Source organism: Rhizobium sp. CAU 1783, assembly GCF_054551725.1.
Window position 1 is genome coordinate 529,969 of sequence record NZ_JBTOLM010000003.1, and the last position, 22,005, is coordinate 551,973.

Consider the following 22,005-nt stretch of genomic DNA (forward strand, 5'->3'; position numbering starts at 1 on the left):
AGAGGTCCTCTGATGAATCTGCATGCTGAAAAAGGCAAGGCGGCCGAGCCCGCCGAAATCGAACGTCTTGAAGCCGAACCGGTCATGTCGGCCAAGGTCCGGCGTCCCCTTTACGAGGCACGCAAGAAGATCTTCCCGAAGCGGGCGGAGGGGCGTTTCCGTCAGTTCAAGTGGCTGGTCATGCTGGTCACGCTCGGCATCTACTACCTGACACCCTGGCTGCGCTGGGATCGCGGCGAGTTCGCTCCTGACCAGGCGGTGCTGATCGACCTCGCGCATCGCCGTTTCTACTTCTTCTTCATTGAGATCTGGCCGCAGGAATTCTTCTTCGTCGCCGGCCTTCTCGTCATGGCCGGGTTCGGCCTCTTCCTCATCACGTCGGCGGTCGGCCGTGCCTGGTGCGGTTACACCTGTCCGCAGACCGTATGGGTGGACCTTTTCCTCGTCGTCGAGCGCGCGGTCGAAGGCGACCGCAATGCCCGCATGAAGCTGGATGCCGGTCCCTGGACCTTCGACAAGATCTCGAAGCGGGTGGTCAAGCATGCCATCTGGCTGGCGATCGCGGTGGCGACCGGCGGTGCGTGGATTTTCTATTTTGCCGATGCGCCGACGCTCGCGATGGACTTCATCACCGGCTACGCAGAACCGGTCGCCTACATGACCGTCGCCGTGCTCACCGCCACCACCTATGTGTTCGGCGGCATCATGCGCGAGCAGGTCTGCATCTACATGTGCCCCTGGCCGCGTATCCAGGCCGCTATGCTCGACGAGAACTCGCTGGTCGTCACCTATAACGACTGGCGCGGCGAACCGCGCACCCGCGGCGCGAAGAAGGCCGCAGCCGCCGGGATTCCGGTCGGGGACTGTGTCGATTGCAACGCCTGCGTTGCCGTCTGTCCGATGGGCATCGACATTCGTGACGGCCAGCAGCTCGAATGCATCACCTGTGCGCTCTGCATCGACGCCTGCGACAGCGTCATGGACAAGATCGGCAAGCCGCGCGGCCTGATCGCCTATGCGACGCTCGACGAATATCAGGGCAACATGGCGCTCGCGACCGCCGATGGCACCACGCCGATCGATCCGCACAAGGTGCGCGATGCCGATGGCAAGTTCATCGACAGCATCCGCCACTTCGACTGGAGAATCATCTTCCGTGCCCGCACGCTGCTCTACATGGGTGTCTGGTCCGCGGTCGGCGTGGGCTTGCTGGTCGCGCTTCTCAGCCGCGATCGGCTTGAGGTCAACGTTCTCCATGACCGTAACCCGCAGTTCGTTCTGGAATCTGACGGTTCCATCCGCAACGGCTACACGGTGCGCATCTTGAACATGATCCCACAACCGCGCAATATCCTGGTCTCGCTCGAGGGCCTGCCGGATGCGACGATGAAGGTCAACGGAACTTCGGACGAGGAGGTTCGCTCCTTCACGGTTGATGCCGGTCCGGATGAAGCGACCACGCTCAAGGTCTTTGTCACCCTGCCCAAAGGTAGCCTCGAACATCACGCGGAAGAGTTTGAATTCGTCGTCAAGGATCAGGGTGGCGACGAGCAGGATACCTACGACGCCGTATTCTTCGGCCCCGGAGCAAGGAAATGACCACGCAGAGCGAGAAGCGGCCCTTCGTCTTCACCGGTTGGCACATGCTGACGATCATGGTGCTGTTCTTCGGCACCATCATCACCGTCAACTTTACCATGGCCTATCTGGCGTCCTCGACCTGGAGCGGCCTTGTGGTGAAAAACACCTACGTCGCCAGCCAGGAGTTCAACGGCAAGGCAGCCGGCATCCGCGCCATGCTGGCGACCGGTATCAAGGGCAAGCTCGAGGTCAAGGACGGCGTCATCCGCTATCACTTGACCATGTCGGGCGACGAGCCGGTCATCGCCGACAAGGTGACGGCTCACTTCAAGCGCCCGGTCGGCGAACACCAGGACTTTGTCGCCGAGCTGCAGTCGGTCGGCGCGGGTGTCTTCGAGGCGCCGCACGAGGTTCTGCACGGCCACTGGATCGTCGAGGTGATCGCGGTCAGGGAGGGGCAGACCATCATGCATGAAGCGAACCGCATTGCGGTAATCGGAGAGGCAAAATGAGCTGCTGTGCCGCAGGAACGGAAGGCGCGCTCGATATGGAGCGTGCCGGACATGCTCTTCCGACGGCGGAAGAGCTGCGTCTGGCGAGTCGGGATTTGGGGCAGGGGCTCCTGCAGACCGATCTCAGCGTTCCTGCAGTCCACTGCGGCACCTGCATCACCACCATTGAGCGGGCCCTGCGAGCTCTTCCGGAAGTCGAGCGCGCCCGCGTCAATCTTTCGACCAAGCGGGTTTCCATCGTCTGGAAGGACAAGGTCGGCGAGACGTCCACCGATCCGGTCGGCCTTGCGCGTGCGATCGCCTCGACCGGCTACGAATCGCATCTCTTCACCGCCGCCGAGGAAGCCGGTGACGAACTGCGCAATAAGCTGATCCGGGCGGTTGCCGTCTCCGGCTTCGCCGCGACGAACATCATGTTGCTCTCGGTCTCGGTCTGGTCGGGCGCCGACGCCTCGACCCGCGACATGTTTCACTGGATCTCGGCGATGATCGCGGCGCCTGCACTGATCTATGCCGGTCGTTTCTTCTACCAGTCCGCCTGGAACGCGCTGCGTCATGGCCGTACCAACATGGACGTGCCGATCGCCATCGGGATCACGATGTCCTACTTCATCTCGCTGTGGGAGACGATCCATCACGGTGAGCATGCCTATTTCGACGCGACCGCATCGCTGCTCTTCTTCCTGCTGATCGGGCGTACCCTCGACCACATCATGCGTGACCGCGCGCGCTCGGCGATCAGCGGTTTGGCCCGCCTCAGCCCGCGCGGCGCACTCGTCGTGGCGGAAGACGGCTCGCGGGACTATCGTGCACTCGAGGAAATCCGGGTCGGCGACAAGGTGGCCGTCTCGACCGGCGACCGGGTCCCGGTCGACGGCACCATCGTAAGCGGCGCGAGCGACATGGACGTGTCGATCGTCAACGGCGAAAGCGCGCCCCTTGAGGTCGCCGCCGGCGACACGGTCCAGGCGGGTACGCTGAGCCTTACCGGATCGCTGGTGATCGAGGCGACGGCCACGGCGCGCAATTCGTTCCTCGCCGAGGTGATCAACCTGATGGAGGCGGCCGAAGGCGGTCGCGCCCGTTACCGCCGCATTGCCGACCGTGCGGCACAATACTATTCGCCGGCCGTCCATCTGACGGCGCTGCTGTCCTTTCTCGGCTGGGGCCTCTACGATGGTGACTGGAAGCACGCGATGCTCGTCGCCGTTGCGGTACTGATCATCACATGCCCCTGCGCGCTCGGCCTTGCCGTTCCGGTGGTGCAGGTTGTCGCCGCCGGTCGGCTCTTCAAGGCTGGGATCATGGTCAAGGACGGATCCGCGATGGAGCGACTGGCCGAGATCGATACCGTCGCCTTCGACAAGACCGGCACGCTCACGCTTGGCAAGCCGCGCCTGCTCGATACCGCGTCGATCGACGCTCATGCTTTTTCGATCGCAGCCGGCCTTGCGGCGCATTCACGCCATCCGCTGTCGGAGGCCCTTTGGCGCGCTGCCTCGGGCCCGACCATGGTGTTCGATGCCGTGAAGGAAATCCCGGGTGCCGGTATCGAAGCCACGACGGCCGATGGCGTCTACCGGCTCGGCAGCCGCCGCTTTGCCTGCGCTGAAACCGCGGGGGACGCTGCCGATCACGCAAATTCCGAGGTCGTGCTTTCGCTCGACGGCCGTGAACTGCAGGCCTTCCGTTTCGAGGACACCCTGCGACCCGGCGCCGAAAAGGCGATCGACCTGATGAAGTCCAAGGGCTATGCGGTCGGCATCCTGTCGGGTGACCGCCGCGGCGTGGTCGCGTCGCTCGCCCGGCGCCTCGGTATCGACAACTGGAAGGCCGAACTTGCCCCGCGCGAAAAGGCCGAGTTCTGCGCTTCCGTTCAGGCCGAAGGCCACAAGCTGCTGATGGTCGGCGACGGGATCAACGATGCGCCGGCGCTTGCCGCCGCCCATGTGTCGATCGCACCGGCAACGGCTGCCGATGTCGGGCGCCAGGCGGCCGACTTCGTCTTCATGCGCCAGAACCTCGATTCGGTTGTCTTTGCCATCGAGGCATCCCGGCGTGCCGGCCGGCTGATCCGCGAGAACTTCGTGCTCGCCATCGGCTACAACGTCATTGCCGTGCCGATTGCCATCCTTGGTTACGCCACCCCGCTGATTGCCGCCGTGGCAATGTCCACCTCGTCGATCATCGTCGTCGTCAATGCGCTCCGCCTCAATCGGCTGGCGCTGAAGGATGATGCCGACCAGGTGCAGCCGGCGCCGGCCTATGTCGGGCCCAATGCGAGCCTCGCATCATGAACATGCTGATCTACCTGATCCCGATCGCCCTGTTTCTGGGAGGCTTGGGACTTTTCGCCTTCCTCTGGTCGTTGAAGAGCGGGCAATACGAGGACCTCGAAGGCGCCGCCTGGCGAGCGATCAGCGAAGACGACGACCGTCCCGGTACCTGATTTCGTCAACGGAATTTTGATCGCGGTCAACCGCGCCCCGCTTGTCGGCAACGTTTCAGAATGTCACAAAGTGGACCTCATGCATTAGACGGCAACGAGGGACAACATGACGGAACTTGCGGAAATCGGGCTGATCGGTCTTGGCGTGATGGGATCCAACCTGGCGCTCAACATCGCCGAAAAGGGTAGCCGTATCGCGGTCTTCAACCGCACGCCGTCACGGACAGCGGAATTCGTCGCCGAGGCCGGTTCGCTGGCCGGCAACATCGTCGGCTGCGACACGATCGAAGCCTTCGTCGCCGCCATCCGTCCACCACGGCCGATCATCATCATGATCAAGGCAGGTGAGGCGGTCGACCAGCAGATCGACGCGCTGAAGCCGCTGCTGTCGGGTGGCGATATAGTAATCGACGCCGGCAACGCCAATTTCCGTGACACCATTGCCCGTTTCGACCGGCTGAAGGATACGGGCCTCACCTTCATCGGCATGGGCGTTTCCGGTGGCGAGGAGGGCGCCCGCCACGGCCCGTCGATCATGGTCGGTGGGACCCGGCAGTCCTATGAACGCGTTGAAAAGGTTCTGATCTCGATCTCGGCCCGCTATGAAGGCGATCCGTGCTGCGCCTGGCTCGGAACCGACGGGGCCGGCCATTTCGTCAAGACCATCCACAACGGCATCGAATATGCCGATATGCAGATGATTGCCGAGATCTACGGAATCCTGCGCGATGGCCTCGGCAAGCAGGCCGGCGAGATCGGTGCGATCTTTGGCGGCTGGAACAAGGGCCGGCTCAATTCCTACCTGATCGAGATCACCGAAAAGGTCCTGGCCGCCGGCGATGCCTCGACCGGCCGGCCGATCGTCGACGTCATCCTCGACCGTGCGGGCCAGAAGGGCACCGGCAAGTGGTCGGTCATCGAGGCCCAGCAGATGGGCGTGCCGGCGACGGCGATCGAGGCGGCGGTCGCCGCTCGCAGTCTTTCGTCGATGAAGGCGGAGCGCGAGGCCGCCCAGGCGATCTTCGGCGCTCCGGATTATGCCTTTCCGCTTGAGGACGGTGCTGCGTTGCTGAAGGACCTCGAACTGGCGCTCTTCGCCGCCAAGATCGGTGCCTATGCGCAGGGGTTTGCGGTGATGGCCGAAGCATCCCGCGAGTTCGGCTGGTCTCTCCCCATGCCGACGATTGCGCGGATCTGGCGGGCCGGTTGCATCATCCGCTCGCAGTTCCTCGACGAGATCACCAAGGCCTTCACCGAGACACCGGATGTCGCCAACCTGATCGTCACGCCGGCTTTTTCCGCGATGGTCCGCGAAAGCCTGCCAGCCCTTCGCCGGATCGTGGCCGCTGCCGTCACGGCCGGAATTCCGGTTCCGGCGCTTGCGTCGGCGCTCACCTATTTCGACGCCTATCGCCAGGCGCGCGGTACCGCCAATCTGATCCAGGCGCAACGCGACTTCTTCGGCGCCCACGGCTTCGATCGCACCGACGGCTTCGACGTCCACCACGGGCCGTGGAGCGCGGGTGCGTGATGCTCCAAAGCAGGTTGGACAAATACAAAAAAGCCGGCGTCGCGCCGGCTTTTTTGTGAGTGGTTTGCTGCTTCTTCCGGGACGCCTCAGTGTTCCCAGATCGGCTGGCTGATGCTCTGGAGCATGTCCGGCGCGACGCCGTCGATGCTGGCGATCACCGCCTTCGCCAGTTCCCGGCCGGCCAGCCGCACGTCTTCATAGGCGGTGATGATCTCGGGCCTGATCCAGTTGAGAATCGGGGCTGACTGCTTCGACACAAGGTCGATGTCGCGTCCAACCCGCTTGCCGGCCGCCTCGATGCCCGCATTAACCGCGATCGTCGAGCTTCCCGAGGACGAGACGATGCCGTCGGGCGGATTGTCGGAACGCATCACGGCCTCCACGGCGTCGCGGATCTCGGCGAGCGGCGTGTCGATCGTCACCGTGAGCGGAACTTCCGTCGCGCCGCAGGCTTTCAGCCCCTCGAGGAAGCCGTTTCGCGTATGGGTGTAGTAGGTGAGCTTGCCCGGCGGCTGCAGCAGGGCGAGTTTCCGCCGCCCGCGGGCGACGAGCCGCTCCACCGCCTGGCGCGCGAAGGCCTCGTTGTCGAAGTCGTGGAACGGATGGGTGAGCCCCGCATTGGTCCGCCCATGGGTGGCAAACGGCATGTTCTGTTCGGCAAGCAGCCTGACCCGCGCGTCATCGGGCTCGATCCTCGAGATGATCACCCCGTCGGCCGATCCGGTGTCGAGGATGTAGCGCACCGGCTGCATAGGGTCATTGCTGTGCGAATGCGGCGTGACGACGATGTGATAGGGGGTGCCCGACAGTACTTCGGAAATGCCGAATACCATCTGGCTGGAAAAGCCCATGATCTCCTCGTCAATGCTGAGCACCAGCGCGATCACGTTCGTCTTGCCCGTCCTCAGGCGAACCCCGGCACGATTGGGCTGGTAGCCGAGCTGGCGGGCCACCATGCGCACACGTTCCTTCGTTTCGGCGCCGATGTCCGGAGCGTCTTTCAGTGCGCGTGAAACGGTGGTGATGCCGAGTCCGGTCATGAAGGCGATCGTCTTGAGCGTCGGTCGCTCCTTCGTTTCCTTCGCGAGACTGCCGACGTCCCGCGCATTGTCTTCTTTCATGCTGTCCCCACCGCTTCCCTTGAGCTTCCCTTATAGATGCCCGAGCGTCGGCTGCAAATGCGCATCGGCGCTAATCCTTCGTATTATGGACGGCAAAATCTGTAACGATACAGGTGAAAAGTCGAGTGCCGATTTGTGTGCGTTTGCGAAGGAGGTGCAATCATAAATTGTACGCGCATTCTCGAGCAGGAAAAACGCGACAAGCGAGCATGAGATGCCGCAATGCACCATAAGGGCGAACATATTTGCGGTAAATGACGATAAAGGAACGGACAATGTCGCTTTTTTCGGATGGAATCACCGGAAAGCGGCATGCCGGAAATCCTGTGTCTGGCTCGACCGTCGGTGGAAAATACGTCGAAGGAAAAAATTAATGTTCGCGGAGGTTGCGTGTTTAAATCGATTCGAATAGGTTTTTCCGGCAACGTTTCAGTGAGGGAGGAGACTCATGAATTTTCGTAGCGTCGCGGCCGGATTGGTCGCAAGCGTCGTATTGCCTTTTGCCGTGGCTCAGGCAGCCGACCTGGAGGTCACGCATTGGTGGACGTCCGGTGGCGAGGCGGCCGCGGTCGCGGAGCTTGCCAAGGCGTTCGACAAGACGGGCAACAAATGGGTCGACGGCGCGATCGCCGGCTCGGGCGGCACGGCCCGGCCGATCATGGTCAGCCGCATCACCGGCGGGGACCCGATGGGTGCCACCCAGTTCAACCATGGCCGCCAGGCCGAGGAACTGGCCCAGTCCGGCCTCATGCGCGACCTGACGGCGGTTGCCGAGAAGGAAAAGTGGAAGGACTTCATCCGGCCGCTCAGCCTGCTCGATTCCTGCACCATCGACGGCAAGATCTATTGCGCCCCGGTCAATATCCATTCCTGGCAGTGGCTGTGGCTTTCGAACGCCGCCTTCGAGAAGGCCGGCGTGCCGGTTCCGAAGAACTGGGACGAGTTCGTCGCCGCCGCCCCGGCGCTTGAGAAGGCCGGCATCCAGCCGCTCGCGGTCGGTGGCCAGCCGTGGCAGGCCAATGGCGCCTTCGGTGTTCTGATGATCGCCATCGGCGGCAAGGACACCTATCTCAAGGTGTTCCAGGACAAGGACGCGGAAGTGGCGGCCGGGCCTGAGATCGCGAAGGTGTTCAAGGCGGCCGACGATGCGCGTCGGATGTCCAAGGGCAGCAATGTGCAGGACTGGAACCAGGCGACCAATCTGGTCATCACCGGCAAGGCCGGCGGCCAGATCATGGGCGACTGGGCGCAGGGCGAATTCCAGCTGGCTGGTCAAGTCGCCGGCAAGGACTATACCTGCCTTCCGGGTCTCGGCGTCAACGAGATCATCACCACGGGGGGCGACGCCTTCTATTTCCCCGTGCTGAAGGACGAGGAAAAGTCCAAGGCGCAGGAAGTCCTGGCCTCGACGCTGGTCAATCCGACCACCCAGGTCGCCTTCAACCTGAAGAAGGGCTCGCTGCCCATCCGCGGCGACGTCGATCTGGCCGCCGCCAATGACTGCATGAAGAAGGGCCTCGACATTCTCGCCAAGGGAAATGTCCTGATCAGCACCGACCAGATGCTTTCCGCCGACAGCCAGAAGCAGATGGAAGACCTGTTCTCCGAGTTCTTCGCCACGCCGTCGATGACGCCGGAAGACGCGCAGAAGCGCTTCACCGACATCATCGCCAGCGCCGATTGATCCCATTCCTCCCGGCCGCAGTGTGCCGGTCCCGCTTCACGCGGGGCCGGTGGCTCTGCGGGGAGGGGTGTCGGGCCCGGCTCTGGGAGGCCGGGTCGAGCCACCAATGCGGATCGCGAAGAAAGGGAGTGACCCATGACGGGCCAAGTGCGCGCCGGTCGGCCGAACCAATTGCTGCGCAATCTCAATGCGAAGATTGCCTCCATCCCGATGATCCTGACCGCCGTCGTCGTCTTTCTCGGCGGCACGCTCTGGACCGTCTTCTATTCCTTCACCAATTCGAAGCTGCTGCCGCGGCTTTCCTTCGTCGGTCTCGACCAGTACGAGCGCCTGTGGGCCGCCCCGCGCTGGCTGATGGCGATCCAGAATCTCGCCGTCTACGGCATCCTGTCGCTGATCTTCAGCCTGGTGATCGGCTTTCTGCTGGCCGCCCTGATGGACCAGAAGATCCGCTTCGAGAATGCCTTCCGGACGATCTTCCTCTATCCCTTCGCGCTGTCCTTCATCGTCACCGGCCTGGTGTGGCAGTGGATCCTCAATCCGGAATTCGGCGTGCAGTCGATCGTGCGCTCGCTCGGCTGGGATAGCTTCGCCTTCGACCCGCTCTACAATCCCAACATCGTCATCTACGGCATCCTGATCGCCGCGCTGTGGCAGGGCACGGGCCTGGTTATGTGCCTGATGCTGGCCGGCCTGCGAGGCATCGACGAGGACATCTGGAAGGCGTCGCGGGTTGATGGCATTCCGATGTGGCGGACCTATCTCTTCATCATCATCCCGATGATGCGCCCTGTCTTCATCACCACGCTGGTCATCATCGCCAGCGGTATCGTCCGCGTCTACGACCTCGTCGTCGCCCAGACCAGCGGCGGCCCTGGCATCGCCTCCGAAGTGCCGGCGAAATACGTCTACGACTACATGTTCCAGGCGCAGAATCTTGGCCAGGGCTTCGCCGCCTCGACCATGATGCTGCTGACCGTCGCTATCATCGTCGTTCCCTGGGCCTATCTGGAATTCGGAGGAAAGAAGCGTGGCTAATCCCGCAACACTCAACGCGACGGCCGCCGGCTTCGACGCTGTCTCCGACAGGCTCGGCTCCGGCCCGCGCGGTCGCAAGCCCCGGCGCACGCTCTCGTCGCGCAACATCATGCTCTACGGCACGCTGTTCTTCGCCGCCGTCTACTACCTCGTGCCGCTCTATGTGATGGTCGTGACCTCGCTCAAGGGCATGCCCGAGATCCGGCTCGGCAACATCTTCTCGCCGCCGATGGAGATCACCTTCGAACCCTGGGTCAAGGCATGGGCGGAAGCCTGCACGGGGCTCAACTGCGACGGCCTGTCGCGCGGCTTCTGGAACTCGGTGCGCATCACCATTCCCTCCACCATTGTGTCGATCATCATCGCCTCGGTGAATGGCTATGCGCTGGCCAACTGGAAGTTCAAGGGCTCGGAGATCTTCTTCACCATCCTGATCGTCGGCGCCTTCATCCCCTATCAGGTGATGATCTACCCGATCGTCATTGTGCTGCGCGAAATGGGCATCTACGGCACGCTGACTGGCCTTGTCATCGTCCACACCATCTTCGGCATGCCGATCCTGACGCTGTTGTTCCGCAACTACTTCGTCTCGCTGCCAGAGGAATTGTTCAAGGCGGCCCGCATCGACGGGGCCGGCTTCTGGCAGATTTACGGGCGGATCATGCTGCCCATGTCGCTGCCGATCTTCGTCGTGGCGATGATCCTGCAGATCACCGGCATCTGGAACGACTTCCTCTTCGGCGTCGTGTTCACGCGGCCGGAATATTATCCGATGACCGTTCAGCTCAACAACATCGTCAATTCGGTGCAGGGGGTGAAGGAATACAACGTCAACATGGCAGCGACCCTGCTGACCGGTCTCGTCCCGCTCATCGTCTATTTCGTATCCGGCCGGCTCTTCGTCCGGGGTATCGCCGCCGGCGCAGTGAAGGGTTAAGTGCTCATGTCCAACAGTGTTTCGATCAGGGATCTGTCGCTCTCGTTCGGAGCGGTCACCGTTCTCGAAGACCTCAATCTCGACATTCGCGACGGCGAGTTCCTCGTGCTGCTCGGCTCGTCCGGCTGCGGAAAGTCGACGCTTCTCAACTGCATCGCCGGCCTGCTCGAGCCGACCGACGGGCAGATCTTCATCAAGGACCGGAACGTCACCTGGGAGGAGCCGAAGGACCGCGGTATCGGCATGGTCTTCCAGTCCTACGCGCTCTATCCGCAGATGACGGTGGAGAAGAACCTGTCCTTCGGTCTTCGGGTCGCCAAGGTGCCGGAAGAGAAGATCCGCGAGAAGGTGGCGCGCGCCGCCGAGATCCTGCAGATCGAGGCGCTGCTTAAGCGCAAGCCGGCCGAACTCTCCGGCGGTCAGCGCCAGCGCGTGGCGATCGGCCGGGCGCTGGTCCGCGACGTCGACGTCTTCCTGTTCGACGAACCGCTCTCCAACCTCGACGCCAAGCTGCGCTCAGAGCTGCGCGTCGAGATCAAGCGGCTGCATCATTCGCTGAAGAACACGATGATCTACGTCACCCACGACCAGATCGAGGCGCTAACGCTCGCCGACCGCATCGCCATTATGAAGAGTGGCGTGATCCAGCAGCTCGACGACCCGATGGTCATCTACAACCGCCCGAAGAACCTGTTCGTCGCCGGGTTCATCGGCTCGCCGTCGATGAACTTCCTGCGCGGTGAACTGGTCGAGCGCGCCAACGGCCTGGTCTTCACCACCGGCGGTGTCGACTTTTCCCTTGACGGCTACGAGACGGCCGGGCCGCTCGCTGCGGGCAGCAAGGTCGTGCTCGGCATCCGCCCGGAACACGTGCTGATCGACGACGAGGTGCCGGCCGGCGCCGAAACCCACGAGGCCGTGGTCGATATCGAGGAGCCGATGGGCGCCGACAACCTGCTGTGGCTGAAACATGCCGGCCACGTCATGTCGGTCCGCACCTCCGGCACCCGCCGCTACCAACCCGGAGCAAGGCTTCGCCTCGGCTTCGACATGTCTGTTGCCTCGCTGTTCGACGCCGAAACGGAGGAGCGGCTTTGAGACGCATGACCTGCCCCTCACCCTGACCCTCTCCCCGCCTGAGGGGAGAGGGTCAGGGTGAGGGATGGTCGGCGCAGCCGACGAAACGATCTAGTGAACCGTTTCGAATGACGAACGCCCTGAGCAAAGGCGAAAGGCTGGCAAAGGTGCCGGCAGGCGGATGAGGGGCCGCGAGGATGGCCCCTCGTGACCGCGAGAGATGAAAATGGGCCTGCTGCCCGGAATGAGATGACCCATGAAGACTGCGAGTGATGCCAAAACCACGATCGATCTCTCCGGCGAATGGCGCCTCGCCTCGGCCGACGGTCAGCACGACGCGCCGATCACGCTGCCGGGCGACGTGCATTCGGCGCTCGAGGCTGCCGGCATCATTCCCGACCCGTACTTCGGCCGCAACGAGGAGGCAGTCCAGTGGGTGGCGGAACGCGACTGGATGGTCGAACGCAGCGTCTTCCTCGAGTCTGCCGAGGGCCGCTGGTATCTCGACGTCGACTATCTCGACACGGTTGCCGTCGTCTTCGTCAATGACATTCCGGTCCTCTCCGCCGACAATTGCTTCCGTCGCTACCGGCCGGACGTGTCCCAGGCCCTGCAGCCCGGCGAGAACCGCATCCGCATTCTCTTTCATTCCTCGATTGCCGCCGGCGCCGAACGCCAGGCGCGGCAGCCGTTCTTCGTTCCGTATTCGACGGCCAACTCGCCGATCGCCAACGGCAACATGCTGCGCAAGCCGCAATGCCATTTCGGCTGGGACTGGAACATCGCCATCGCGCCGCTCGGCCTCTACGGCACCATCGCGCTGAGGAAGCTCGACCCGGCCCGGATCGAGCACCTGGAGACCGAGCAGGTCCATCACGACGACGGCAGCGTCAATCTGCATGTCCGTCTGACACTTCACGCCTTCGAACCGAGCGTGGTGCCGGTGCATTTCGAATTCGACGCCCAGAGGGAGCGCCTTGATTGCGGCATCGCCGCGGGTCAGACGGTGATTTCCCATGTCTTCACCGTCGAAAAGCCGCGCCTGTGGTGGCCGGCCGGAAGCGGGGAGCAGGCGCTCTACACGTTGTCGGCGGAGATCCCGGGCGAAACGCTGACGCGTCAGATCGGTCTGCGGACCGTCACGCTGATCACCGATCCAGACGAGGCGGGCGCGCGCTTCGCCTTCCGGGTCAATGGACGTGAGATCTTCTGCCGCGGCGCCAACTGGATTCCCGCGGATGCGCTCTTCTCCCGAACGAGCCAAGCCAGGACCGGGGACCTGCTGCGCTCCGCGGCCGCGGCCCATATGAACATGATCCGCGTCTGGGGCGGCGGTTTCTACGAGGCCGACTGGTTCTACGATTTGTGCGATGAACTCGGGCTGATGGTCTGGCAGGACTTCATGTTCGCCTGCAATCTCTATCCGTGCTCCGAAGACTTCCTCGCCAACGTGGCGCAGGAGGTCGACTATCAGGTCCGTCGGCTCTCTTCGCATCCCTCGATCGCGCTCTGGTGTGGCGACAACGAACTGGTCGGCGCTCTCACCTGGTTTCAGGAGAGCCGCGACAATCGCGACCGCTATCTCGTCGCCTATGACCGCCTGAACCGGGTGATCGAACAGGGGGTGCGCAAGGCCCATCCGCAGGGCATCTGGTGGCCGTCGAGCCCGGCCTCGGGTTATCTCGATTATGGCGACGCATGGCATGCCGACGGATCCGGCGACATGCACTACTGGTCGGTCTGGCACGAAAACAAGAGTTTCGCTAATTACCGAACTGTCAAACCGCGCTTCTGCTCGGAATTCGGCTTTCAGTCCTACACCTCGATGCCGGTGATCGAGACCTTCGCGGAAAAGGATGACCTCAATATCGCCTCGCCGGTGATCGAGCTGCACCAGAAGAATGCCGGTGGGAATGAGCGGATCGCAGCCACCATGTTCCGCTATTTCCGCTTCCCGAAGGATTTTGCCAACTTCGTCTATCTGAGCCAGATCCAGCAGGGCCTCGCGATCAAGACCGCGGTCGACTACTGGCGCTCGCTCAAGCCCCATTGCATGGGCACGCTTTACTGGCAATTGAACGACACCTGGCCGGTCGCATCCTGGTCTAGCCTCGACTACGGCGGCGGCTGGAAGGCTCTGCACTACATGGCGCGGCGTTTCTTCCAGCCGGTCAACGTCGTCGCCATCCCGTCCGAGGACGGCAGTTCCATCGCGCTGTCCCTGGTCAACGACACGACCGATGCCGTGACCGTCGAGGTCGAGCTCTTTGCGCTGACGCTGTCCGGTCGCCGCTTGCCGCTGAAGACGGTGACGGGGAGCGCTTCGGCGGACCGCGCGATCGCCCTCCTCGAGGTGGCCCAGGCGGATATCCCGGCAGATGCATTGCTCGGCTGGCGCTTCACAGCCGCAAATGGAACGGCAGGCGAGGGGCATCTCTCGGTTCTGCCCTACAAGGCGCTCGAACTCGAGCAGCCTAGCCTTGCCCTCAATGTCCGGCCGCTGCCGGACGGCACCTACGAGGTGTCCTTGACCGCGGCGGAGTTGGCGCTCTTCGTCGTGATCGAGGCCGATCGCCCCGGGCGCTGTTCGGACAATGCCTTCGATCTCGCGGGCGGCGAGACCCGCCGCATCATTTTCACCCCCGCCGATGGTGCCGGCTCCGGCGCCGTTCCGCAATTTCGCACCTACGACCTCTTCAGCTGCCAGCAGGTCGGCTGAGGATCGTCTTCACCGCATGAGAACAAGTGCCGCGGCGGTCCCGCGCCGAGCGCCTACAGGAAGAGGAGGAAAACACCATGACGAAATTCGGTTTCCAGCTTTACAGCGCCCGCAATTTCCAGCCCTTCACCAACGTCTATCCATTGCTTGCTGAAGCCGGATACGCCCATGTCGAGGGGTACGGCGCCATGTATGCGTCTCTCGATGACGCGGGTCTCGATGGGCTGCGCGGCGACCTCGACCGCAATGGTTTGACCATGCCGACAGCCCATTTCGGCCTCGACCTCCTCGAAAGCGACCCGGCAAGGGCCTTGAAGATCGCCCGGGCGCTCGGCATCGAGGCGATCTATTGCCCCTATCTGCTGCCGGAACTGCGCCCGCAGGATCCGATGAGCTGGTTCTCCTTCGGCCAGCGTCTGCAGGAGATCGGCAAGCCGATCCGTGATGCCGGGCTTACCTTTGGCTGGCACAATCACGACTTCGAATTCGCCACGCTGGAGGACGGATCGACCCCGCAGGAACAGATCTTCGCCGGCGGCCCCGAGCTTGCCTGGGAGGCCGACATCGCCTGGATCATCCGGGGCTCCGCCGATCCCTTCGCCTGGATCGAAAGCTATGGCAAGCGCATCACCGCGGTGCATGTGAAGGATATAGCCCCCACCGGCGCCAATGTGGACGAGGACGGCTGGGCGGATCTCGGCCACGGCACCGTGCCGTGGAAGGACCTGCTGGCCCGCCTTCGCCTTTCCGGCGTCCGTCATTACGTTCTTGAACATGACAATCCGAAGGATCTTGCGCGCTTGATCGAGCGCTCGATCGCCTCCTTTCGCACTTATTGAACTCTACCGGCCTCAGAAAGCAGGACTTATCCATGGCACGCGAACTCGGCGTCGGCATCATCGGATGCGGCAATATCTCGACCACCTATTTCTCGCTCGCACCGCTCTTCAAGGGCCTGAAGGTGCTGGCCTGCACAGACCTAAACATGAACGCCGCCGAGCTGCGCGCCGAGGAATACGGCGTGAAGGCACAGACGATCGACGAGCTGCTCGCCAATGACGAGATCCACATCGTCGTCAACCTGACCATCCCGGACGCCCACTACGCCGTCTCGAAGCGCATTCTCGAAGCCGGCAAGCATGTCTATTCGGAAAAGCCGCTGGTCTTGAGCCTCGAGGCCGGCGAGGACCTGCGCCGGATCGCAAGCGGCCGGGGACTATCCGTCGGATGCGCGCCGGATACCTTTCTCGGCGGTGCGCATCAGCTTGCCCGCGCCTTCGTAGACCAGGGCGGCATCGGCCGGATCACCTCCGGTACTTGCCATGTCATGAGCCCGGGCATGGAGATGTGGCATCCGAACCCGGACTTCTTCTTCCTGCCCGGCGGCGGTCCGATCCTCGATCTGGGACCCTATTACATCGCCAATCTCGTCAACCTGATCGGCCCGGTGAAGCGGGTCGCCGCACTGACCTCGATGGCGAGCGAAACCCGCACCATCACCAGCCAGCCGCGCGCCGGCGACGTGATCCCCGTGAAGACCCCGACCAACATCCACGCCCTTCTGGAATTCGCAAACGGCGCCACGATTACGCTGTCGGCGAGCTGGGATGTCTGGTCGCATCGCCACGCCAACATGGAACTCTACGGCACCGAGGGCTCGCTCTACGTCCCCGATCCCAACTTCTTCGGCGGTCTGGTCGAGGCCTCGGGGCGTGACAAGGACATCCGGCCGCTCGACGCCTGGGACCACCCCTTCGGCCGCAACAACCAGGAGAGCCCGCAAGGCCCGCGTGCCAATTACCGCACCGCCGGCCTTGCCGACATGGCCGTCGCCATACTTGAAAACCGCGACGCGCGCTGCTCGCTCGACCGCGCGCTGCATGGCGTCGACGTCATGACTTCGATCCTGAAGTCCGGCGAGACGGGCGAGTTCGTGACACTGTCGACAACCTGCACCCAGCCGGCGGCACTCGGGGTGGACGAGGCGCTGGCACTGCTTAGATGAGTTCAGAGGCGTCGCTTGCCCCTCATCCGGCTGCCGCCACATTCTCCCCGCTCGCGGGAGAAGGTCCAGGCAGGGGGATGAGGGGTAAATGACGACCTGAGCTGACTGAATTTGGGAGGCTTCCATGACCTACACCCCGGCCGAAGACCGCTACGAGCGGATGACCTACAACCGCTGCGGCAGGAGCGGCCTGAAGCTGCCGGCGATCTCGCTCGGGCTGTGGCACAATTTCGGCAATGATACGCCTCACGCAGTGAAGCAGTCGATCGTGCGCAAGGCCTTCGACCTCGGCATCACCCATTTCGACCTCGCCAACAACTACGGCCCGCCGGGCGGCGCTTCGGAAGCTGCCTTCGGCGAGATCCTCAGGACCGATCTCGCTGGCTATCGCGACGAGTTGATCATCTCGTCCAAGGCCGGTTACGGCATGTGGGCGGGACCTTATGGAGAGTGGGGCAGCCGCAAATATCTGATTGCCTCCTGCGACCAGAGCCTGAAACGCCTGGGACTCGACTATGTCGACATCTTCTACTCGCACCGCTTCGATCCCGATACGCCGCTGGAGGAAACCTGCGGCGCGCTCGATCACATCGTCCGGTCGGGCAGGGCGCTTTATGTCGGCATTTCCTCCTACAATTCGAAGCGCACCCGCGAGGCGGTCGACATCCTGAAGAGCCTCGGCACGCCCTGCCTCATCCACCAGCCGAGCTATTCGATGATCAACCGCTGGATCGAGGAGGACGGCCTGATCGACACGCTGGAAGAACTCGGCATCGGCTCGATCGTCTTCTCTCCGCTCGCGCAGGGAATGCTGACCTCGAAATATCTCGGCGGCATCCCCGACGAGAGCCGGGCGGCGCAGGATAAATCGCTGAACCGCGAATTCCTGAACGAGCGCAATGTCGACAACATTCGCAAGCTGAACGCGATCGCCGAGCGTCGTGACCAGACGCTCGCCCAGATGGCGCTCGCCTGGGTGCTCCGCGGCGACCGCATAACCACCGCCCTCATCGGCGCCTCGAAGGCAGCCCAGGTCGAGGACTGCGTCAAGGCGCTCGAACGGCGCGATTTCACCCCCGACGAACTGGCCGAGATCGACGTTTACGCGCGGGAAGCCGACATCAACCTCTGGGCCGCTTCCGCCGAGCGGAAGGGGCCGGCACGCAAAAAGAAATGAACCCGGAGCAATGATACCCCCATCTGTCGGCTGCGCCGACATCTCCCCCCTCAAAGGGGGACATGTCGGCACGCCAGCGGGGGGTACCATCGCATACGAAGGAGAGACGTAGCATGATCATCAATCCCATCCTGCCGGGCTTCAACCCCGACCCGTCGATCTGCCGGGTCGGCGAGGACTACTACATCGCCACCTCGACCTTCGAGTGGTATCCCGGCGTGCAGATCCATCACTCGCGCGACCTGGTGAACTGGACGCTGGTGCGCCGGCCGCTGGAGCGTAAGAGCCAACTCGACATGCGCGGCAATCCCGACAGCTGCGGCGTCTGGGCGCCTTGCCTTTCCCATGCCGACGGCCGGTTCTGGCTGGTCTATACCGACGTCAAGCGCTTCGACGGCAACTTCAAGGACGCGCACAACTACATCGTCACCGCACCATCGATCGAAGCCGAATGGTCCGACCCGGTCTATGTGAATTCCTCCGGCTTCGATCCTTCGCTGTTCCATGACGACGACGGTCGCAAATGGTTCCTCAACATGCAGTGGAACCACCGAACGGAGAGCTATGGCGGCTCGCCGAAACACCCGGCCTTCGACGGCATCCTTCTGCAGGAATGGGACCCGGCCGTGGGTGCGCTGAAAGGGCCGGTGAGGAACATCTTTGCCGGAAGTCCGCTCGGCCTGGTCGAGGGGCCGCATCTGTTCAAGAAGAACGGCTGGTATTACCTGACCACCGCCGAGGGTGGCACCGGCTACGACCATGCCGTCACCATGGCGCGCTCGCGGGCGATCGACGGCCCTTACGAGATGCATCCCGACACCCATCTGATCACCTCGAAAGATGATACGGGGGCAGCGCTTCAGCGGGCCGGCCACGGCCAGTATGTCGAAACGCCCGACGGCGAGGCCTATCACACCCATCTCTGCGGCCGGCCGCTGGCGCCGAAGCGCCGCTGCACGCTGGGCCGCGAAACCGCTGTGCAGAAATGTGTCTGGAGGGACGACGGCTGGCTCTATCTCGTGGACGACACCCCGGTTCCGGCCTTGGAAGTTGCGCCGCCGAAACCGGTCGATCGCCACGCGAGGCCTACCGTCATCAGCCGGCACTTCGATGACACCGTCCTTCCGCCCGAGTTCCAGTGGCTTCGAACTCCGGAACCGGACCGGCTCTTCTCGCTCGCCGCCCGTCCGGGGCATCTGCGCCTTTATGGCCGGGAAAGCCTCGGCTCATGGTTCGAACAGGCGCTCGTAGCCCGCAGGCAGGAAGACCATCGCTTCCGGGCCGAGACCCGCATCGACTTTGCCCCCGACACCTACCAGCAGGTGGCCGGTCTCACCCACTACTACAATCGGCACAAGCTTCACGCCCTCGGCGTGACGCTGCACGAGAAGCTCGGTCGTATGATCACCATCCTGTCGTGCGCCGGAGACTACCCGGATAGCCGGCTAAGTTTCCCGCTCGGCCCTGGCGTTTCCGTTCCCGATGGCTCCATCGATCTCGCCATGGAGGTCATAGACAACGATCTTCGGTTCTTCTGGCGGCCAGCCGCGACCGATGCGGCTTCGGGGGCAGGCGATGTCGATTGGCAGCTTGTCGGCCCGGTCCTCGACGCCGGTGTAATCTCCGACGAGGGAGGCCGAGGCGAGCACGGCTCCTTCACCGGCGCCTTCTGCGGCATGTTCGCCTTCGACACCAGCGGCCGGGCGAAAGACGCCGATTTCGATTTCTTCGTTTATCAGCGGGTGTGACGGACCGCGCTCCGGCCTCTCCGGTCGTCATGCTCGGGACAGGCCCGAGCATGACGGCGTAAGTCTCGAAGTTCACCCCAGCCGCTCGGCATGCCACTTCAAGTGGTCGTCCATGAAGGTCGAAATGAAGTAGTAGGAGTGGTCGTAGCGCTCGTGCATGCGCAGCGTCAGCCCGATATCCGTGCCCTTGATCGCTTCTTCGAACTTCCACGGCGCGAGGCCGGTTTCGAGGAAGCTGTCGGCTTTGCCCTGGTCGATGAGGAATTCCGGGAAGCGTGCCCCATCCTCGACCAGCGCACAGGCATCGTATTCGCGCCACTTGGCTCGGTCGGGTCCAAGATATTTCTCGAAGGCGTCCTGCGTCCAGTCGGCGGTCAGCGGATTGACGATCGGCGCGAAGGCCGAGCAGCTCCTGAAGCGGCCGGGGTTCTTCAGCGCGATCGTCATCGCGCCGTGGCCGCCCATGGAATGGCCGAAGATGCCCTGTCGGTCCAGGTCCACGCGAAAATGCTCGGCAACCAGCGCCGGCAGTTCCTCGGTGACATAGGAATACATCTGGAAGTTATCCGACCACGGCGTCTCGGTGGCATTGAGATACATGCCGGCACCCTTGCCCATCTTCCAGTTGGTGAGCTCGTCCGGCACGTCACTGCCGCGCGGACTGGTGTCGGGGCAGACGATGATCAGGCCGAGTTCGGCGGCCATGCGGCGATACTCGCCCTTCTCCATGACATTGGCGTGGGTGCAGGTGAGGCCGGAGAGATACCAGAGAACCGGCCGCCTTTCGGTGATCGCGTGCGGCGGAACGAAGACGGCAAAGGTCATCTCGCCTTTGGTCGCTTCCGACTCGTGGGAGAACACGCCCTGCATGCCGCCGAAGGCGGTGTTCTGGGAAAGGATCTTCATCTTTGGGGTCCCCTGTACTGTTAGCCGGCCAGCGAAACGGCGCCGTTGACGGCGGCCGCGATGAGCACGGTATTGAAGAAATACGATACGACGGCGTGTAACAGGTTGATCCGTCGCATGCGGGTGGAGGTGATGTCGGTGTCGGAGGTCTGCGCCGTCATGCCGACGACGAAGGAGAAATAGAGGAAGTCCCAGCCGCACGGCGCCTCGGTCTCCGGAAAGGCGAGGCCGCCCTTGTTGTCGGCACCGTCGGCCGTCGTTTCCGGACGCCAGTAGAGATGCGCGTAGTGGATGGCACTCATCGTGTGGATGGTCGCCCAGCCGCCGACGACGGAGAGAAAGGAGAGCACGAGTCCGACGGCGCTGCCGCCGGAGGTGCGGTTGAGTGCGAGGAAGAGCGTGACGACGGCAATTACCACGGCGCCGAGGGTGACGACCAGAATCACTGGCGCCGGTTCGTCGGCCTGCTCGGCATTGTCCCTCAGATAGTCGGCCGTCAGTTGCGGCATCCGAAGAGCGATCAGCGCGAGATAGGTGAAGAAGAAGACGACAGCGCCGGCGTCCAGGGTGAGCCGAGGCTTGATCAGAAAGGCCGCGAGCGCGGCAACCAGTCCGGTCGAGAGACCTGCATAGAAAGGCCCGTGCCGGTGGGCGATCAGGCGGTCGAAGAGACTGGCCATGTCCGGACCTCCGGTGCGCGGGTTACGGGGAGGCAACCGACTATCACGCCTTGGAGCGGCGGCAAAGCCGCTCCAGCGTCTCGAGAAAGGCGGAACGGTCGCGCGGCGAAAAGGCGGCGTTGTAACCCTTGCTCTCGCCGGTTTCGCGCAAATGCGCCCCGAGGTCGCGCATGGCGGTCGCCATGCCGATATTGGTCGTATCGAAGACACGCCCCGTCGGCCCGGTCACGAAAGCGCCAGCGGCCACGCAGCGCCCGGCGAGCGGAACGTCTGCTGTCACCACGATGTCGCCCGGACCGGCGCGCTCGGCGATCCAGTCGTCGGCGGCATCGAATGCTCCGGACACGATGACGTTCTTCACCATCGGATCGCGGGACGGTCTCAGGCCCGAATTGGCGACGAAGGTCACCTCGAGGCCGTGGCGCTCGGCGACCTTCAGGATTTCCGGCTTCACCGGACAGGCATCGGCATCGACATAGATCATGATCACTCCGTACCCGGTGGCAAGGGCGTCCCTGCCACCGCGATGTTTGATCAGGCAGGTCTCAATAGACGACGACGCCGCGGATGGATTCACCCTTGTGCATCATGTCGAAGCCCTTGTTGATGTCTTCGAGCGGCATGGTGTGGGTGATCATCGGGTCGATCTGGATCTTGCCGTCCATGTACCAGTCGACGATCTTCGGCACGTCGGTGCGGCCGCGCGCGCCGCCGAACGCGGTTCCCATCCACTGGCGGCCAGTGACGAGTTGGAACGGACGCGTCGAGATTTCCTGGCCGGCGCCCGCCACCCCGATGATCACCGACTTGCCCCAGCCGCGATGCGCGCTTTCGAGCGCC

18 protein-coding genes and 1 pseudogene are annotated in these 22,005 nt (G+C 63.3%); 14 read left to right on the forward strand and 5 right to left on the reverse strand.

Annotated elements, in window-relative coordinates:
- The first annotated feature begins 12 nt into the window (after positions 1–12).
- The 5 genes from ccoG to gndA all read left to right on the forward strand — a co-directional run bounded on the left by ccoG (position 13) and on the right by gndA (position 6,073).
- Positions 13–1,599, forward strand: coding sequence for a cytochrome c oxidase accessory protein CcoG (gene ccoG / locus ACX93L_RS16380; RefSeq protein WP_459405804.1), 1,587 nt, complete (start codon positions 13–15; stop codon positions 1,597–1,599).
- Positions 1,596–2,093 (forward strand): FixH family protein, encoded by a 498-nt coding sequence (locus ACX93L_RS16385; protein WP_459405805.1) that lies wholly within the window; start codon positions 1,596–1,598, stop codon positions 2,091–2,093. Before ccoG ends, ACX93L_RS16385 begins: the two co-directional genes overlap by 4 nt.
- On the forward strand, positions 2,090–4,390 hold the full coding sequence (locus ACX93L_RS16390; protein ID WP_459405806.1) for a cation-translocating P-type ATPase: 2,301 nt from the start codon (positions 2,090–2,092) through the stop codon (positions 4,388–4,390). Before ACX93L_RS16385 ends, ACX93L_RS16390 begins: the two co-directional genes overlap by 4 nt.
- Positions 4,387–4,542: a cbb3-type cytochrome oxidase assembly protein CcoS gene (gene ccoS / locus ACX93L_RS16395; RefSeq protein ID WP_459405807.1), complete on the forward strand. Its 156-nt coding sequence runs from the start codon at positions 4,387–4,389 to the stop codon at positions 4,540–4,542. The genes ACX93L_RS16390 and ccoS overlap by 4 nt, the downstream gene beginning before the upstream one ends.
- Positions 4,543–4,648: 106 nt before the next feature.
- The gene (gndA, locus tag ACX93L_RS16400) at positions 4,649–6,073 is read left to right on the forward strand and encodes an NADP-dependent phosphogluconate dehydrogenase (RefSeq protein ID WP_459405808.1); all 1,425 of its coding nucleotides are present in this window, start codon (positions 4,649–4,651) and stop codon (positions 6,071–6,073) included.
- 86 nt (positions 6,074–6,159) lie between these two features.
- On the opposite strand, the gene ACX93L_RS16405 is transcribed toward gndA, so the two are convergent.
- A complete protein-coding gene (locus ACX93L_RS16405) occupies positions 6,160–7,194 on the reverse strand; it encodes a LacI family transcriptional regulator (protein WP_459405809.1) in 1,035 nt (344 codons plus the stop codon).
- 448 nt (positions 7,195–7,642) lie between these two features.
- Here ACX93L_RS16405 and ACX93L_RS16410 point away from each other — a divergent pair, with 448 nt between their 5' ends.
- The 9 genes from ACX93L_RS16410 to ACX93L_RS16450 all read left to right on the forward strand — a co-directional run bounded on the left by ACX93L_RS16410 (position 7,643) and on the right by ACX93L_RS16450 (position 19,579).
- A complete protein-coding gene (locus ACX93L_RS16410; RefSeq protein WP_459405810.1) occupies positions 7,643–8,878 on the forward strand; it encodes an ABC transporter substrate-binding protein in 1,236 nt (411 codons plus the stop codon).
- Positions 8,879–9,013: 135 nt separating this feature from the next.
- Entirely contained in the window at positions 9,014–9,916 is a 903-nt protein-coding gene (locus ACX93L_RS16415) for a carbohydrate ABC transporter permease (protein WP_459405811.1), read from the forward strand.
- Positions 9,909–10,853 carry a carbohydrate ABC transporter permease gene (locus ACX93L_RS16420; RefSeq protein ID WP_459405812.1) on the forward strand — a complete coding sequence of 315 codons (945 nt, stop codon included), beginning with the start codon at positions 9,909–9,911 and terminating at the stop codon, positions 10,851–10,853. Before ACX93L_RS16415 ends, ACX93L_RS16420 begins: the two co-directional genes overlap by 8 nt.
- A 6-nt stretch (positions 10,854–10,859) precedes the next feature.
- On the forward strand, positions 10,860–11,951 hold the full coding sequence (locus ACX93L_RS16425) for an ABC transporter ATP-binding protein (protein WP_459405813.1): 1,092 nt from the start codon (positions 10,860–10,862) through the stop codon (positions 11,949–11,951).
- A 235-nt stretch (positions 11,952–12,186) separates the two neighbouring features.
- Positions 12,187–14,649, forward strand: coding sequence for a beta-mannosidase (locus ACX93L_RS16430; protein WP_459405814.1), 2,463 nt, complete (start codon positions 12,187–12,189; stop codon positions 14,647–14,649).
- A 77-nt stretch (positions 14,650–14,726) separates the two neighbouring features.
- Positions 14,727–15,488: a sugar phosphate isomerase/epimerase family protein gene (locus ACX93L_RS16435; RefSeq protein ID WP_459405815.1), complete on the forward strand. Its 762-nt coding sequence runs from the start codon at positions 14,727–14,729 to the stop codon at positions 15,486–15,488.
- A gap of 32 nt (positions 15,489–15,520) precedes the next feature.
- Positions 15,521–16,654 carry a Gfo/Idh/MocA family protein gene (locus tag ACX93L_RS16440; RefSeq protein ID WP_459405816.1) on the forward strand — a complete coding sequence of 378 codons (1,134 nt, stop codon included), beginning with the start codon at positions 15,521–15,523 and terminating at the stop codon, positions 16,652–16,654.
- 124 nt (positions 16,655–16,778) lie between these two features.
- On the forward strand, positions 16,779–17,831 hold the full coding sequence (gene mgrA / locus ACX93L_RS16445) for an L-glyceraldehyde 3-phosphate reductase (protein WP_459405817.1): 1,053 nt from the start codon (positions 16,779–16,781) through the stop codon (positions 17,829–17,831).
- A 113-nt stretch (positions 17,832–17,944) separates the two neighbouring features.
- The gene (locus ACX93L_RS16450; RefSeq protein ID WP_459405818.1) at positions 17,945–19,579 is read left to right on the forward strand and encodes a glycoside hydrolase family 43 protein; all 1,635 of its coding nucleotides are present in this window, start codon (positions 17,945–17,947) and stop codon (positions 19,577–19,579) included.
- Between the two features lie 72 nt (positions 19,580–19,651).
- Here ACX93L_RS16450 and fghA read toward each other — a convergent pair whose 3' ends face one another.
- The 4 genes and pseudogenes from fghA to ACX93L_RS16470 form a co-directional block, all read right to left on the reverse strand.
- Entirely contained in the window at positions 19,652–20,485 is an 834-nt protein-coding gene (fghA, locus tag ACX93L_RS16455; protein WP_459405819.1) for an S-formylglutathione hydrolase, read from the reverse strand.
- 20 nt (positions 20,486–20,505) lie between these two features.
- The gene (locus ACX93L_RS16460) at positions 20,506–21,165 is read right to left on the reverse strand and encodes a DUF1345 domain-containing protein (protein WP_459405820.1); all 660 of its coding nucleotides are present in this window, start codon (positions 21,163–21,165) and stop codon (positions 20,506–20,508) included.
- Between the two features lie 43 nt (positions 21,166–21,208).
- The gene (locus ACX93L_RS16465) at positions 21,209–21,649 is read right to left on the reverse strand and encodes a YaiI/YqxD family protein (protein WP_459405821.1); all 441 of its coding nucleotides are present in this window, start codon (positions 21,647–21,649) and stop codon (positions 21,209–21,211) included.
- 61 nt (positions 21,650–21,710) lie between these two features.
- Positions 21,711–22,005: pseudogene (locus ACX93L_RS16470) on the reverse strand (S-(hydroxymethyl)glutathione dehydrogenase); the annotation flags it as partial.